This window comes from Paraburkholderia silviterrae, assembly GCF_004353915.1.
In the GTDB taxonomy this organism is placed as follows: domain Bacteria; phylum Pseudomonadota; class Gammaproteobacteria; order Burkholderiales; family Burkholderiaceae; genus Paraburkholderia; species Paraburkholderia silviterrae.
In genome coordinates this window covers 116,409-130,515 of record NZ_SMRP01000022.1, presented here as the reverse complement: position 1 = coordinate 130,515, position 14,107 = coordinate 116,409, and the positions used below count along the sequence as shown (strand labels likewise).

The window sequence follows — 14,107 nt, the reverse complement described above, 5'->3', positions numbered from 1 at the left end:
AAGATCGATTTATTGAAAAACCCCCTTTGTGGGTGTCCAAAGAGGCTTGACCACTACAGCCCCACTCGCCACATATTGGCGTACTTCATCGGCAGCCTTGGCTTCGGCAGCGATCATGTCGTCAACGTTGCCGCTCGTTTCTCCCAAAACGTATATACGGTCGACCAGGGCGGTGAGCACGGACGCGGGATCGCGTTGCGAATCGGCTGCGGACGTGGCGCACGCAAATAAAATCAGAATCAGAAAAGCAGTCGTGTGCACGACGCTATTTTTTGCAAGAGTATTCATGATTTTTATTGCCCCGATCTTTAACAGGTTGTTTAAAAACGATGGCCGATCGTTTAATTTTCCGTAATTTTTTTGCAATCAGTATAGCAATACCTGGATGGGCAGAGTCGTCGCGAATGGCTGTTTTGGAGATGCACTGACGACGGGCGGCTATTTGCCGACCTGAACGCAGGTCCAGAGATTCACGGGCGCGTCTCCAGGCTCTGTTGCGGCAGCGAGCTCGGCCACCGGCGCGACGGGCGGCACGCTGGGCGCCAACGGCGCAATCGCCACGATCAACGGCGGCAGCCAGCAGACGGTGAATGGCGCGAGTGGCGGCACTTCGGTGGACGCGCAATCCGGCAGCGCGCCCGGGACCGTGAGTGGCAGCACCTCGGTGAATGGCCATTCGGGCAACGCGGCCGGCACGGTGAGCGGCGGGCAGACTATCCCCGCGCTATCCCCGCGCTATCCTTTCACGCACACCACCTGACGCAGGGTGTGCACCACTTCAACGAGACTGCTCTGGGCCGCCATCACCGCATCGATGTCCTTGTAGGCCATCGGGATTTCGTCGACAACGCCCGCATCCTTGCGGCATTCCACGCCTTCGGTCGCCTTCACCTGGTCCGCGACCGTGAAGCGGCGCTTCGCCTCCGTCCGGCTCATCGTCCGCCCCGCACCGTGGCTACACGAGCAGAAGCTCTCCGGATTGCCGAGCCCACGCACGATGAAGCTCTTCGCGCCCATCGAGCCCGGGATAATGCCGAGTTGCCCCTTCTGCGCAGAGACCGCGCCCTTGCGCGTCACGAGCACGTCTTCGCCGTAGTGGCGCTCCCGCTGCACGTAGTTGTGGTGGCAATTGACCGCGTGTTCGTCCACGCCGAAAGGCTTGCCGATCACATTGCGCGCCGCGCCAATCACCGCGTCCATCATCACCTGCCGGTTGCGCCGCGCGAAATCCTGCGCCCAGCCTACGGCTTCGACGTAGTCGTCGAAGTGGCGGCTGCCCTCGGTGAAGTACGCAAGATTGCGATCGGGCAGGTTGGCAATGTGCTGACGCATGTCGTGCTGCGCGAGTTCGATGAACAGGCTGCCAATCGCGTTGCCAACGCCGCGCGAGCCGCTGTGCAGCATGAACCACACGCTGTCGCTTTCGTCCAGACACACTTCGATGAAGTGATTACCGGTGCCGAGCGTGCCGAGATGCGCATAGTGGTTCGTCTTCTCAAGCTTCGGATACTTGTCGACGATGCGCCGGAATCCCGGTTGCAGCGCTTTCCACAGCGCGTCTACGGCAGCCGGCGCACGCTTGCCCCAGGCCCCCGGATCGCGCCGTCCTGGCGCGCGGCCGTGCGGCACCGCGCGTTCGATGGCGCTACGCAGCCCCGCGAGCGAGTCCGGCAGGTCCGAAGCCGCCAGCGTCGTGCGCACCGCCATCATTCCGCACCCAATATCAACGCCGACAGCAGCCGGGATGATCGCGCCCTTCGTAGGAATCACGCTGCCAATCGTCGAACCCTTGCCGATGTGCACATCCGGCATCACCGCGAGGTGCCGGAAAATGAATGGCAACTGCGCGGTGTTGCGCAGTTGCGTGCGCGCATCGTCCTCGACGGCGACGCCGTTCGTCCACATCTTCACCGGCTTGCCATGCGCCAGTTCCATCACCTGATAATCCAGTTCGGTCATTTCACTATCCAATCTGTTCATTCCTTGCGGCGCGCCGCCTTTCTCATTGTGCGCCTTTGATGCTGACCCTGTCTGCGTAGCTAAATCCCCACGCATCCACGCAAGCCTTTGACACTCGTCGTGCGTCCCTTCCTTGCCGCTTGACGAGATACTCATTGCGTTCGACCCTCCCGAAGCTGACTTTTTTTAGCTCGCTCACGCTCCGTTCCAGACCAACGAGCACGGCAACGTCCTGCATCTAATCGACCACAAAAGTCAATTACGCAGGCTGTAGTCCAAATACGAAAAACCGATTCAAACCAACAATGAAAACCCTCAAGAGGCTCGCGGCTTTGCCGCTCACGGCCCTGGTCACTCTCGCGTCCAACGCGCAGCACGCGCCCGACATTCCGGTAGAACGACTCTTTGGGGGCGATACCGAGCAGAACCAGCAGCAACGGCGCGATGCGCAGCAACGCGAGGCCGCAGTCTCAGCACCCGCCGTGCGCTCGGACCTTCCGAAGATCGAAGCCTACCCCGAGCTTCCTCACGAATCGCCGTGCTTCCGCATCGAGCATTTCGCGCTGACCGTGCCCGAAACGTTGCCGGCCACCACGCGAACCCAAGGCGCATCCGCCCTGCCGCAAGACCCGTTCGCCTTCGCGCGCGAATGGCTCGAACACTACGCGGGCCAATGCGTCGGCAAGGAAGGCATCGACGTGCTCACGAAGGGATTGCAGCAGGCCATTCTCGCCCGAGGCTATGTCACGACGCGCGCGCTCCTGCAGCCGCAAGACCTGACAACCGGCACCCTCGCCTTCGCGCTCGTGCCCGGTATTGTGCGCAACATCGGCTTCGCCGACCCGTCGATGTGGGGAACATGGAAGACCGCCTTCCCGGCGCGCGGTGGAGACCTGCTGAACGTTCGCGACCTGGACCAGGGCATCGAGCAGATGAAGCGCGTCCCCAATCAGGACGTGACGATGGAAATCCGGCCGACTGATGTGCCGGGAGAAAGCGACGTTGTGCTAACGGTCCAGCGCACGAAGCCGTGGACGTTCGTCGCATCGGTCGATAACAGCGGCACGGATGCAACGGGAAAATGGCAAGGCAACATCAGCCTGGGGCTCAACAACCCGCTTGGCCTGAACGATATCCTCTCGCTCGGCGCGAATCAGGACTTGTCGTTCGGGAACAAGTCGCTTGGCACGCACGGCTTCAACGGCTCGTATTCGATTCCCTGGGGATACTGGACAGCAACGCTATCGGGCAACACGAACACGTACTACCAGAACATCGCAGGCGTGAACCAGACGTTCGTTTCGAGCGGCAATTCGCAAACGGCCGCACTCCGGCTCGCGCGCGTCCTTTCGCGCAGCCAGAACGACGTACTCGGCGGCTATGTGCAGCTTTCGAAGCGCTTTGGCGACAGCTTCATCGACGACACGACAATTCCAACGCAGGCGCGCAACAACACGTTCCTCGAATTGGGCATGACGGACCGCCATTACTTCGGCGCGTCGCAATTCGACGGCACGCTCGCTTATCGCCAGGGCATCGGCGGCTTCGGCGCGACGGCCGACCCGTATCCTGATGGCCCAACCTATCGCTATCACATGGCCGTGCTCGATGCGAACCTCTCGGTGCCATTCGCAATCGCGACGCAAAACTTCCGGTACGTGGCAACCGTACACGGCCAATTCACGAACGACACGCTGTTCTATATCGACGACCTGACCATCGGCAGCCGCTACACCGTACGCGGGTTCGATGGCGAAACGATGCTGGCTGGCGAGAAAGGTTTCTACTGGCGCAATGAACTGCAATGGCCGGTGTTCCAGACGGGACAGATGCTCTATGCGGGGATCGACTACGGGCGCGTGTTGGGGCCGAACACGGCGTTTTTGGCGGGCACGCAGCTAGCGGGCGCGGTGATCGGCATTCGTGGCGGCGTGCCGGCGAAATACGTAAGCATGTCTTACGACCTGTTCGCGGGCACGCCAATCTACAAGCCAGAAGGATTCCCGACCGCACGATGGACGGTCGGTTTCCAGATGACGGCAGCGTTCTAGACGCTGCCCGTCGGGACTCGATACCGGAAGGCCGGCACGGTTCAGTCGTAGTGCTTGTTGTACTTCTTGTGCTTCTTCTTGTGTTTTCCGCCGTGATAGTAATCGTCGGAGTGCGAATTGTTTCGCGAGACGTTGCCGCCCAGCGCGGCCCCCGCGCCGCCGCCCACCGCGGCGCCTACGAGGCTGCCGGCCGTGCCACCCATCGCATTGCCCGCGGCTGCGCCGGCCCCGCCGCCCAGTGCGCCGCCAACCACGGCGCCGGTGCGCTCCTGCTTGCTCGACGTCACGGCGCCGCCCGCGCCGCCGCCCACTGCGCCGCCAATCACGGCGCCCGTGCTGCCGCCAATCGCGTTGCCGACCGCCGCGCCCGCTACTCCGCCCAGCGCGCCGCCCACGGCATTGTTCATATCGCCCGCTGCGGCGGGCAGAGACGCCACTGCCATCGCAGCGGCAACAACCGTCGTTCCTGCAATCTTCTTCAGCATTGACTTGTCCTTTTTTAGATGCATGAATAAGTCTAACATTTAATCTGAAAGGATAATGTTAGACATTGTCAAACAACGCGATCAATGCGGCATCGTCGGTCAATATGAACCCTTTCTGCGCGTATCTTGCATTCACGCGGCGTGGCGTCGTGCAGAGTCCTAAAGGGCACGACCAGGCGTGGCCGCGGAAAGCGCATCATGATGGAACCTCATGGCGACCGGCATCACGGGCTTCGCGAGGAGCGCGAACCGGCACGCCTCTTCGGAAAACCGCGCTTCATTCGCCGCGCTCGTGCCAGGCGGGAGGTTCTATGCAATCGAAGGAACACTGGAACCGCATTTATACGACGAAGGCTTCGACTAACGTCAGCTGGTTCCAGGAGCACGCAAACCAGTCGGTCGAGTTGATCAGGCAGGCGGGCGTGGCGAAGGACGCCGCCATCATCGACGTGGGCGGCGGCGCATCCACGCTGGTCGACGATCTGCTGAGCGAGCATTACCGCAATCTCACCGTGCTGGATCTTTCCGATGCCGCGCTTGCGGTGGCGCGTGCCCGGCTCGGCAGTCACGCCAGCGCGGTCTCGTGGATCGCGGGCGACATCACGCAGGTCGAGCTGCCCGTTCACGCGTACGACGTCTGGCACGATCGCGCCGTGTTTCACTTCCTCACGGGCGAGGCGGACCGCGAAGCCTATGTGCGGGCCGTGATCCGCGCGGTCAAGCCGGGCGGGCTCGTCATTGTCGCGACTTTCGCGGAGGACGGTCCCGACCATTGCAGCGGCCTGCCGGTCATGCGCTATAGCGCCGACACGTTGCACGCCGAATTCGGCGCGCCGTTCACGTTGCTCCGGCAAGAGCGCGAGGAGCATCACACGCCCTCGGGCGCGACGCAGAAGTTCATCTACTGTCTGTGCCGCAAGGAGCCCGGCTGACGCAAAGGCTCGCCATGCATCGGCCTCTCGCAAGCGTTGCCCCACCCTGGACCCAACATGGCCCCAGCACGGCGCCATGACAAAAGCGCATGCGCGCCATGAGAACTAATCGATTGTTTCCCGAGCGTTCCGGCCTCGACAATGGCTCAACGAATCGCGCCCATGCGGCACGCGTGAGACCTTCCACCGGAACCCAAGCGACAATCGATGAATTCCACAGCCCTCTCCCCCTGCTGCGAAGAAGCGCCTGTACGCCTGGCCCCGCGCCAGGCCACACCGACTTGTGGCGAAGCGCTCGTCACCCTGCTGGAGCGCTACGGCGTCGAATTCGTGTTCGGCATTCCCGGCGTGCATACCGTCGAGCTCTATCGGGGCCTCGCCGCTTCGTCGATCCGCCACGTCACGCCGCGCCATGAGCAGGGCGCGGGCTTCATGGCGGACGGCTACGCGCGCGTGACGGGCAAGCCCGGCGTCTGCTTCATCATCACCGGGCCCGGCATGACCAACATCGCCACCGCCATGGCGCAGGCGTATGCCGATTCGGTGCCGATGCTCGTCATCTCCAGCGTCAATGCGCGCCGCGAGCTCGGCAGCGGCGACGGCCGCCTGCACGAGCTCCCCTCGCAGCGCGACGTGTTCGCGGGCCTCACCGCGTTCTCGCATACGCTGCTCGACGCGGCCGACCTGCCGCAGGTGCTCGCGCGCGCGTTCGCGGTTTTCACCAGCCAGCGCCCGCGCCCGGTCCATATCGAGATCCCGCTCGACGTCATCGTCGCGCCGGCCCCGGGCCTTGCGGGCACACCGGTCGTCTTCGCCACGCGGCCCGCGCCCGATGCCGCGGCGCTCAAGGCCGCGGCCAGGCGCCTCGCCACGGCGAAACGCCCCCTGATTCTCGCGGGCGGCGGCGCGGTGCAGGCGGGCGAAGCGCTGCGCGCGCTCGCCGAGCGTCTGCAGGCGCCCGTCGCGCTCACCATCAACGCGAAAGGCCTGCTGCCGCCCGGCCATCCGCTGCTGCTCGGCTCGACGCAATCGCTGCCCGAGACGCGCGCGCTCGTGCGCGAGGCCGACGTCGTGCTCGCCGTCGGCACCGAGCTGGGTGAGACCGACTACGACACGCTCTTCAATGGCGGCTTCGCGATTGACGGGCAACTGATTCGCGTCGATATCGACGCCGCGCAGGTGATGCGCAATTTCCGTCCCGACGTGGCCATCGTCGGCGATGCGCGCGAGGCGCTCGCGGGCCTTGGCGCCGCGCTGGAGGAGAGCGTGCTGAGCGCGCCATCGCACGCATGGGGCGCGGCGGGCGTCACGGCCGTGCGCGACGCGATCGCGGCCAGCCACGACGCGCCGATGCGCGCCCAGGCCCTGCTCATCGAGACGATTGCCGATGCCCTGCCCGGCGTGACCGTAGTGGGCGATTCCACCAGCCCCGTCTACGTCGGCAATTTCACCTTCGATGCGCACGCGCCGCGCGCGTGGTTCAACTCGTCGACGGGCTACGGCACGCTCGGCTACGGCCTGCCCGCCGCGATCGGCGCGAAGCTCGCCGCGCCGCAACGTCCGGTCGTTTGCCTGATCGGCGACGGCGGGCTGCAGTTCACGATGCCCGAGCTCGCGAGCGCCGTCGAGGCCGCCGTGCCGGTGATCGTGATCGTCTGGAACAACCACGGCTATGGCGAGATCCGCAAATACATGAGCGCGCGCGACATCACGCCCGTTGGCGTCGATCCATACACGCCGGACTTCATCGCGCTCGCACGCGGCTTCGGCTGCGCGGCGCGCACGGCCGCCGACCCCGCCGCGCTACGCGAAGCGCTCGAGGATGCGCAAGCCTCTCGCGTGCCCATGGTCATCGAGATCCGTGAGGCCGACTGGTTCGCCAGGGTAATCGATTAATCGCGGCGGGCCACCCGGCCATTCAGTGCGAAATGGCGCACTCCCGCGCCACCGCTGCTTCTCCGCCTGCGCCATGAGGGATTCTCATGGCGCCCATGAGGAGAATTCGATTGTTTGGGAAAATTGGCCTGCCTACATTGGCTTCACACCCCGCAGCACTAAAGCCGCATTAAAGCCGCACTACAGCCGCATTAGAGCGGCAACAGGCCCAATCGAGGCCGCGTTGTTCAAGGAGACGATCATGCAAGACTTCAAACCCGGCAGAAGACAAGCGATGAAGGCCATTGGCGCGACGCTCGCCGCTTCGGCGCTGCCCATGCCGTTCATTCAGACGGCCAGGGCACAGACCGCCAGTTTCGCGGGCAAGACGCTGCGCCTGTTGACCTGGTCGGACGACACGGGCACGGCGGCGCTGCGCAACATCGCGCAGACCTTCAGCAAGGCCACCGGCGCGAAGGTCATTGCGGACCGCGCGGACGGCACCTCGGGCATGGTCGCCAAGGTCAAGGCCGCGGGCGAGCGGCCCACCTACGACGTGATCACGCTGGCAGGCGTGGGCGCCTCCGGGCTGGCTGATGCGGGCCTCCTTGTCCAGCCCGATCTGGCAAAGCTGCCGAACCTCAAGGACGTGCCGGCGGCCTATCGCACCGGCGCGAACGGCTTTGGCGTGGGCTATCTGCTCTGGTCGGACGGCCTCGTGTACAACACCTCGACCGTGAAGACGCCGCCGGCGAGCTACGAGGCACTTTGGGATCCGAAGTATTCCGGCAAGATCTTCCTGCCGCCCCCGGAATGGGCGGAAGCCGTCGACCTCACCATCATCGCGGCCAAGCTCGCGGGCGGGTCGCAGCAGAACATCGAGCCGGGCTTTCGCAAGCTCGCGGAGCTGAAGGACCGTGTGATGACGCTCGGCGAAAACCCGAATCAGGTGGCCGACCTCTTTCGCACCGGCTCGCTCGACATCGGCGGCATCTATTCCGCCGCGTTCTTCCCGGAGCAGATCCGCAAGCCCGAATACAACATGGGCATCACCTACGGGATGAAGGAAGGCTTCGCGACCCAGCTGATGTTCAGCGTGATCCCGAAGGCGCATCCAGGCGATCTCGATCTGATCCACGCGTTCATCAATCATTCGCTCGACGCTGGCGTGCAGGGCCGCATGGCTGCGGACGTGCTCAACGGCCCTGTCAACGGCCGCGCCGTGATTCCGGCCGAAAGCCGCGCGTTCGTGCCCTCGCCCAGGCAGATCGCCGAAAAAGCCGTGCTGCACGACGACAAGTCGCTTGCCGCCGTGCAGGCCGCGTGGATCAAGCGCTACACCGGCCTGTTCGCCGCATAACGCCATGTCCGCCCTCACCTCCTCCGCCGCGCGGCCGGCGGCCACCTCTGCGGCGCGCGGCGGCGACCAGCCCGCGCTGCCGGGCGTGCCGCCCTGGCTGCTGCTCGCGCCGATCCTCGCCTTTCTAGCGGTGCTGATCGCCGCCTCGCTCGCTGTGCTGCGTTTGAGCTTCGGTGTGCCAGGCAACGAGTGGCATACCTTCACGCTGCAGAACTACGCGGATCTCGCCGATCCGTATTTCCTCAAGTCGCTCTGGCTCACGCTGCGCCTCGCGTTTCAGAGCATGGTGTGCGCGATGCTGCTCGCGATTCCGGTCGCGCTGGCCATGGCCCGCACCGAATCCCGCTTCGCGCGCCGCATGATGCTCGCCTGCGTGCTGCTGCCGCTGCTGGTGAACCTGCTGTTGCAGGGATACGGCTGGCTCGTGATCCTCGGGCCGGCGGGCTTGCTCAATCATGTGCTGAAAGCATTCGGGCTCGCGCAGCATCCGGTGATATGGCTCTATCGCGAGCAAGGCGTGCTGCTCGGCCTCATTCAGACCGCGTTCCCGCTCGCCGTGCTGCCCATGTCGAGCGCGTTGCGCGCGGTCTCGCGCACCTTCGACGAGGCCGCGGCCACGCTCGGCGCATCGCGCTGGCAAACGCTCTGGCACGTGACGCTGCCGCTCGCGATGCCCGGCATCGTGTCCGGCGCGCTGCTCGTGTTCGCCTACAACGCGAGCGCGTTCGCGGTGCCGTTGCTGCTTGGCGGCCGGCGCGTGCCGATGCTCTCCGTGCTCGTGCACGACCAGGTCGCACCGCTCCTGAACTGGCCGGCCGCTTCGGCCTCCGGTGTCGTGCTGATGGGCGCGACGCTCGCCGTGATGGCGTTCTCCCAGCGCCTCGCGCGCCGCCTCCACCGCTTCGAGGAGTCCCGCTGATGAACCGCATCCTGTTCGGCGCCGCCTTGCCGGGCCGGCTCGGCCGCTCGACCGGCCTCGCCGCGGCGCTCGTGCTGTTTCTCGCCGCGTTGCCGATCCTCACGATGGTCGCCATGTCGTTCGGCACGACGGACACGCTCGAATTTCCGCCCCAGCATTTCGGGCTGCACTGGTATCGCGCGGCATGGCGGACCTTCGTTTCCCCCGATGCCACCGACACGCTTTCGATGGGCACCGCGCTCACGACGAGCCTGATCGTGGCAGTCGCGACGATGGTCATTTCCACCGCCGTCGCCGTGCCCGCCGCCTATGCGCTCTCGCGCTACCGCTTTCGCGGCCGCGCGCTGGTCGAGCAACTCGTCGCGCTGCCCATCGTCTATCCGCTCGTGATGCTCGGCCTGGCGCTCTTGCTCGTATTCAACACGCTGCCGTTCGAGCTCGGCATGGTGCGCCTGATCGTGGCCCACGTGATCCTCACGCTGCCGTTCACGGTCAAGAACTGCGCGGCTTCGGTGGCGTCGATCGGCCCCGAGTTCGAGGAAGCCGCCTGCCTGATGGGCGCAAGCCCACGGCGCGCGCTCTTCGACGTCGTGCTGCCGCTCATGCGCGCCGGCATTCTCGCCGGCATGCTGTTCGCGTTCATCGTGTCGTTCAACGAGTTCACGGTGACGTTCTTCCTCTACAGCATCGACACCATGACGCTGCCCGTCTGGCTCTACAGCCGGACCGTCTCGTCGCTCGATCCCACCGTGTTCTGCTTCGCGGTGTTCACCGTCGCTATCGACTTCGCGCTGATCTGGATGCTCGATAAGCTCGTTGGCGACAACGGCGTCGCGCTCTGAGCGCATCCCACCGCACGCTCCCCGCTCCAAGGAATCACGATGACCCAACTGATACTGCACGACGTGACGAAGCGCTTCAACGACGCCTATGCCGTCGATCACGTGAACCTCTGCGTGCCCGACGGCAAGCTCGTGTGCTTCCTCGGCCCCTCGGGTTGCGGCAAGACCACGCTGATGCGCATCATCGCCGGCCTCGAAACGCCCAGCTCCGGTTCGCTGACCTTCGAAGGCGTCGACCTCACCCGCGTCCCCGCGAACCGGCGCAACTTCGGCATGGTGTTCCAGTCGCTCGCGCTCTTTCCGCACATGACGGTGGCGCAGAACATTGCGTATCCGCTGCGGCTGCGCAAGACCGACAGCGCGACGCAGGCGCGCCGCGTGGCCGAGCTGCTCGAGATGATCCAGCTGCCGCACATGGCGGGCCGGCTCGTCACCAAGCTCTCAGGCGGCCAGCGGCAGCGCGTGGCCATTGCGCGCGCGATCGCGGCTTCGCCGCGCCTGCTGCTGCTCGACGAGCCGCTTTCGGCGCTCGATGCGAAGCTGCGCGAAGCGATGCAGGTGGAAATCCGCCTGCTGCAACAGCGCCTGGGCATCACCACCATCATGGTCACGCACGACCAGCGCGAAGCGATGACGCTCGCCGACGAGATCGTCGTGATGGAGCAAGGCCGGATTCAGCAGATCGGCAAGCCGCTCGATATTTACCGCGACCCTGTCAACGAGTTCGTGGCCGACTTCATCGGGCTCGGCAACATCGTGCCCGTCACGGCCGCGGGCGACCAGATCGTGCTGCCCGGCGGGCAACGCCTCGCGATGCCGGCGCCCGCCGCTGGCCGCGCGCCGGCCAGCGGCCAGGACGTGCGCCTCGTGATCCGCCCCGAGGATGTGTGCGTACGCACAGGCGAGCGCGGCGCCGCCGCGAACACGCTGCGCGGCGTCGTCACCTTCGTGCGCGACGTGGGGGTCTCGATCGAGGCCACCATCGACTGCGAGGGCTTCACGCTGACCGCCGCCACCACGCCGCGAGAAACGCCCGGCCTCCACATGGGCATGCCCGTGTTCGCCGAGCTGCCGGCGTACGCGTGCAAGCTCATCGCCGCGCGCGCACCGCATTGATTTGCCCGGCACCCCGCTTCACCACACTCGACTCACGACACCCGATTCATCGCAGGAGCCCACCATGAACGCCTCGACCCAAACCGCCCTTCGCACCCACCGCGCCCGTTGTGCCCGTAGCATGGTGGCCCGCACCGCCGCCACGCTCGCGTGCCTCGGCACACTCGCGGCCTTCGCACTGCCCGCCCACGCCGACGCGCTCGACACCATCGCGAAGTCGGGTGTCGTGCGCATCGGCGTGTTCGAGGACTATCCGCCGTTCGGCTCGATCGGTCCGGACATGAAGCCGCAAGGCTATGACATCGACATGGCCGCGGTCATCGGCAAGGCGCTCAATGCCAAGGTCGAGCTCGTGCAGGTCACCGGCGACAACCGCATGGCGTACCTGGCCGATCACAAGACCGACATGCTGCTCTCCGTGGGCGAAACGCCGGAGCGCGCGAAGGTCATCGACTTCTCGCAGGCGTATGCTCCGTACTACCTTGCCGTGTTCGGCCCGAAGAGCCTGCCCGTGAAGAGCGCTGCCGATCTCGCGGGCAAGACCATCGCGGTCGCGCGCGGGACGCTGGAGGACCTGAGCGTGAGCAAGGTGGCGCCGGCGAGCGCGACGATCAAGCGCTTCGACGACCCGAACGGCGCAATCGCCGCGTTCCTTTCGGGGCAGGCGCAACTGCTCGTGGTGGGCAACGACGTGGGCGCGACGATCATCGCGCGCCATCCGTCGATCGATCCCGAGCAGAAGTTCTCCTTGTTCAGCTCTCCCGATCATGTCGGCGTGAACAAGAACGAGCCGCGCCTGATGCAAAAGGTGAACGAAGCGATTGCCGGCGCGAAGAAGAACGGCTCGCTCAACGGCATCTCGCAGAAGTGGCTGCGTGCCACGCTGCCGGCCGATCTCTGATGCGCCGCGCCCGCCCGTCCTTTTCCGCTCCCGAGGCACCGCAATGAGCTATGTCTTCGATTTCAGCGACATCGGCACGTACGCCGGCATGCTGGTGCGCGGCACCGGCGTCACGCTCGGCCTGACTGCCGTGTCCACGCTGCTCGGCGGCCTCGTCGGCACCGCGGGCGCCGCGATCGCCATGGCGGGCCCGCGCTGGGCCCGCGCGGTGGTCGCGACCTATGTCGAGCTGATCCGCAATACGCCCTTTCTCGTGCAGCTGTTCTTCGTCTTCTTCGGCTTGCCGAGCCTGGGCCTGCATATCGACGAGGTGCAGGCCGCCGTGCTCGCGATGACGGTGAACCTGGGCGCCTATGCCGTCGAGATCCTGCGCGCGGGCATCGACTCCGTTGCGCGCGGGCAGGTGCAGGCCGCCATGGCACTGGGATTGCGCGGGCGGCAGGTATTCGGCCACGTCGTGCTGCCGCAGGCGCTCGCGAACGTGTTTCCGGCGCTGGTGGGCCAGGTGCTGATCGTGATGCTCGGCTCCGCAGTCGTCTCGCAGATCTCGGTGCAGGACCTCACCTATGCCGCGAACTACATCCAGTCGCGCAACTTCCGCGCCTTCGAGATCTACATTGTTGCGACGGCGATCTACCTGGTGCTTTCCGTTGCGCTGCGCTGGCTCCTCAACCGCCTTGGCGCACGCCTCTTTGCGGGCCGGCTGCCGCACGGCGCAGCGGCGGCCCCGGCAAGGCGCGGCAAGCGCGGCCTGTTCGCATGGCGCGCCAGCGCAGCAATGAAGACAGCGATGAAAACGGAGGGCATGCAATGATCGAGTTCACCACCTGGGACATCGCGTACAACCTGCTGCTGGCCGCGCGCTGGACCGTGTTGCTTTCGCTGGCCGCCTTCATGGGCGGCGGCCTCGCCGCGCTCGCGCTGCTCGCGATGCGGGTCTCGCAGCGCCCCGCGCTGCATCGCGTCGTCAACGGCTATGTCGAGGTCTTCCAGGGCACGCCGCTCCTGATGCAGCTGTTTCTCGGGTTCTTCGGGCTGCCGCTGCTCGGCGTCGACGTCACGCCGTGGGCCGCCGCCATCGTCACGCTCACGCTCTATACGAGCGCCTATCTCGTCGATATCTGGCGCGGCTGCGTCGAAGCCATTCCGCGCGGCCAGTGGGGCGCGGCCGCTAGTCTCGGTATGACGTGGACGCAGCAGTTGCGTCATGTCATCTGGCCGCAGGCGTGGAAGATCGCGGTGCCGCCCACGGTTGGGTTTCTCGTGCAGGTCGTGAAGAGCACCGCGCTCGCGTCGATCATCGGTCTGACCGAGCTCACCAAGACCGGTAATATCATTACCAATGCTGTGTTTAAGCCGTTCCCGATTTATGCGATGGTCGCGATGATTTACTTCGCGATGTGCTTTCCGCTGACCTGGTACGCGCGTGTGCTCGAACGCCGCTATCGTGCCGCGAAAGTGCGTTGAAGTGCTATTTCCATGAGGGTGTTTGAGGTTTTTTTAATTGGTTTTTCCTTGTTTATTGTCCTTTCCTTGTTTTCATGTCGGTATATTGGTGTTGCCCCTGTGCGGGGCGGCACCTACTTTTCTTTGCAGCCGCAAAGAAAAGTAGGCAAAAGAAAGCGGCTCAAACCGCCAGTGTGACACCGTCCACCACTGCCCTGTAA

The 14,107-nt window shown here is 65.1% G+C and carries 14 protein-coding genes; 11 read left to right on the top strand and 3 right to left on the bottom strand.

The window, feature by feature from the left end; all coding sequences use genetic code 11:
* Positions 1-231: hypothetical protein (locus EYW47_RS41445; RefSeq protein ID WP_205710184.1), on the top strand; the 231-nt coding region annotated here is incomplete at its 5' end.
* Between the two features lie 207 nt (positions 232-438).
* Here EYW47_RS41445 and EYW47_RS31025 read toward each other — a convergent pair.
* The gene (locus EYW47_RS31025; protein WP_133198628.1) at positions 439-696 is read right to left on the bottom strand and encodes a hypothetical protein; all 258 of its coding nucleotides are present in this window, start codon (positions 694-696) and stop codon (positions 439-441) included.
* 39 nt (positions 697-735) lie between these two features.
* The gene (locus tag EYW47_RS31020; RefSeq protein ID WP_133198627.1) at positions 736-1,959 is read right to left on the bottom strand and encodes an RtcB family protein; all 1,224 of its coding nucleotides are present in this window, start codon (positions 1,957-1,959) and stop codon (positions 736-738) included.
* A 305-nt stretch (positions 1,960-2,264) separates the two neighbouring features.
* Here EYW47_RS31020 and EYW47_RS31015 point away from each other — a divergent pair, with 305 nt between their 5' ends.
* Positions 2,265-4,010 (top strand): ShlB/FhaC/HecB family hemolysin secretion/activation protein, encoded by a 1,746-nt coding sequence (locus EYW47_RS31015; RefSeq protein ID WP_133198626.1) that lies wholly within the window; start codon positions 2,265-2,267, stop codon positions 4,008-4,010.
* Between the two features lie 41 nt (positions 4,011-4,051).
* Here the strand turns inward: EYW47_RS31015 and EYW47_RS31010 are convergent, their stop codons facing one another.
* Entirely contained in the window at positions 4,052-4,495 is a 444-nt protein-coding gene (locus EYW47_RS31010; RefSeq protein ID WP_133198625.1) for a hypothetical protein, read from the bottom strand.
* Positions 4,496-4,806: 311 nt separating this feature from the next.
* Between EYW47_RS31010 and EYW47_RS31005 the strand changes: the two genes are divergently transcribed.
* From EYW47_RS31005 to EYW47_RS30965, 9 genes are all read left to right on the top strand, one after another.
* Complete coding sequence (locus EYW47_RS31005) at positions 4,807-5,427, top strand: class I SAM-dependent methyltransferase (RefSeq protein WP_133198624.1); 621 nt, start codon at positions 4,807-4,809, stop codon at positions 5,425-5,427.
* 207 nt (positions 5,428-5,634) lie between these two features.
* Entirely contained in the window at positions 5,635-7,323 is a 1,689-nt protein-coding gene (locus EYW47_RS31000) for a 5-guanidino-2-oxopentanoate decarboxylase (protein WP_133198623.1), read from the top strand.
* Between the two features lie 241 nt (positions 7,324-7,564).
* Positions 7,565-8,662, top strand: coding sequence for an extracellular solute-binding protein (locus EYW47_RS30995; RefSeq protein ID WP_133198622.1), 1,098 nt, complete (start codon positions 7,565-7,567; stop codon positions 8,660-8,662).
* A 4-nt stretch (positions 8,663-8,666) separates the two neighbouring features.
* Positions 8,667-9,581: an ABC transporter permease gene (locus EYW47_RS30990; protein ID WP_133198621.1), complete on the top strand. Its 915-nt coding sequence runs from the start codon at positions 8,667-8,669 to the stop codon at positions 9,579-9,581.
* Positions 9,581-10,423, top strand: a complete 843-nt coding sequence (locus EYW47_RS30985; RefSeq protein WP_133198620.1) for an ABC transporter permease — start codon at positions 9,581-9,583, stop codon at positions 10,421-10,423. Before EYW47_RS30990 ends, EYW47_RS30985 begins: the two co-directional genes overlap by 1 nt.
* Before the next feature lie 39 nt (positions 10,424-10,462).
* A complete protein-coding gene (locus EYW47_RS30980) occupies positions 10,463-11,539 on the top strand; it encodes an ABC transporter ATP-binding protein (RefSeq protein WP_133198619.1) in 1,077 nt (358 codons plus the stop codon).
* 64 nt (positions 11,540-11,603) lie between these two features.
* Positions 11,604-12,440: a transporter substrate-binding domain-containing protein gene (locus EYW47_RS30975; protein WP_205710183.1), complete on the top strand. Its 837-nt coding sequence runs from the start codon at positions 11,604-11,606 to the stop codon at positions 12,438-12,440.
* A gap of 43 nt (positions 12,441-12,483) precedes the next feature.
* Positions 12,484-13,254, top strand: a complete 771-nt coding sequence (locus EYW47_RS30970; protein ID WP_133198618.1) for an amino acid ABC transporter permease — start codon at positions 12,484-12,486, stop codon at positions 13,252-13,254.
* Positions 13,251-13,907 (top strand): amino acid ABC transporter permease, encoded by a 657-nt coding sequence (locus EYW47_RS30965; RefSeq protein WP_133198617.1) that lies wholly within the window; start codon positions 13,251-13,253, stop codon positions 13,905-13,907. Before EYW47_RS30970 ends, EYW47_RS30965 begins: the two co-directional genes overlap by 4 nt.
* Positions 13,908-14,107 lie beyond the last annotated feature (200 nt).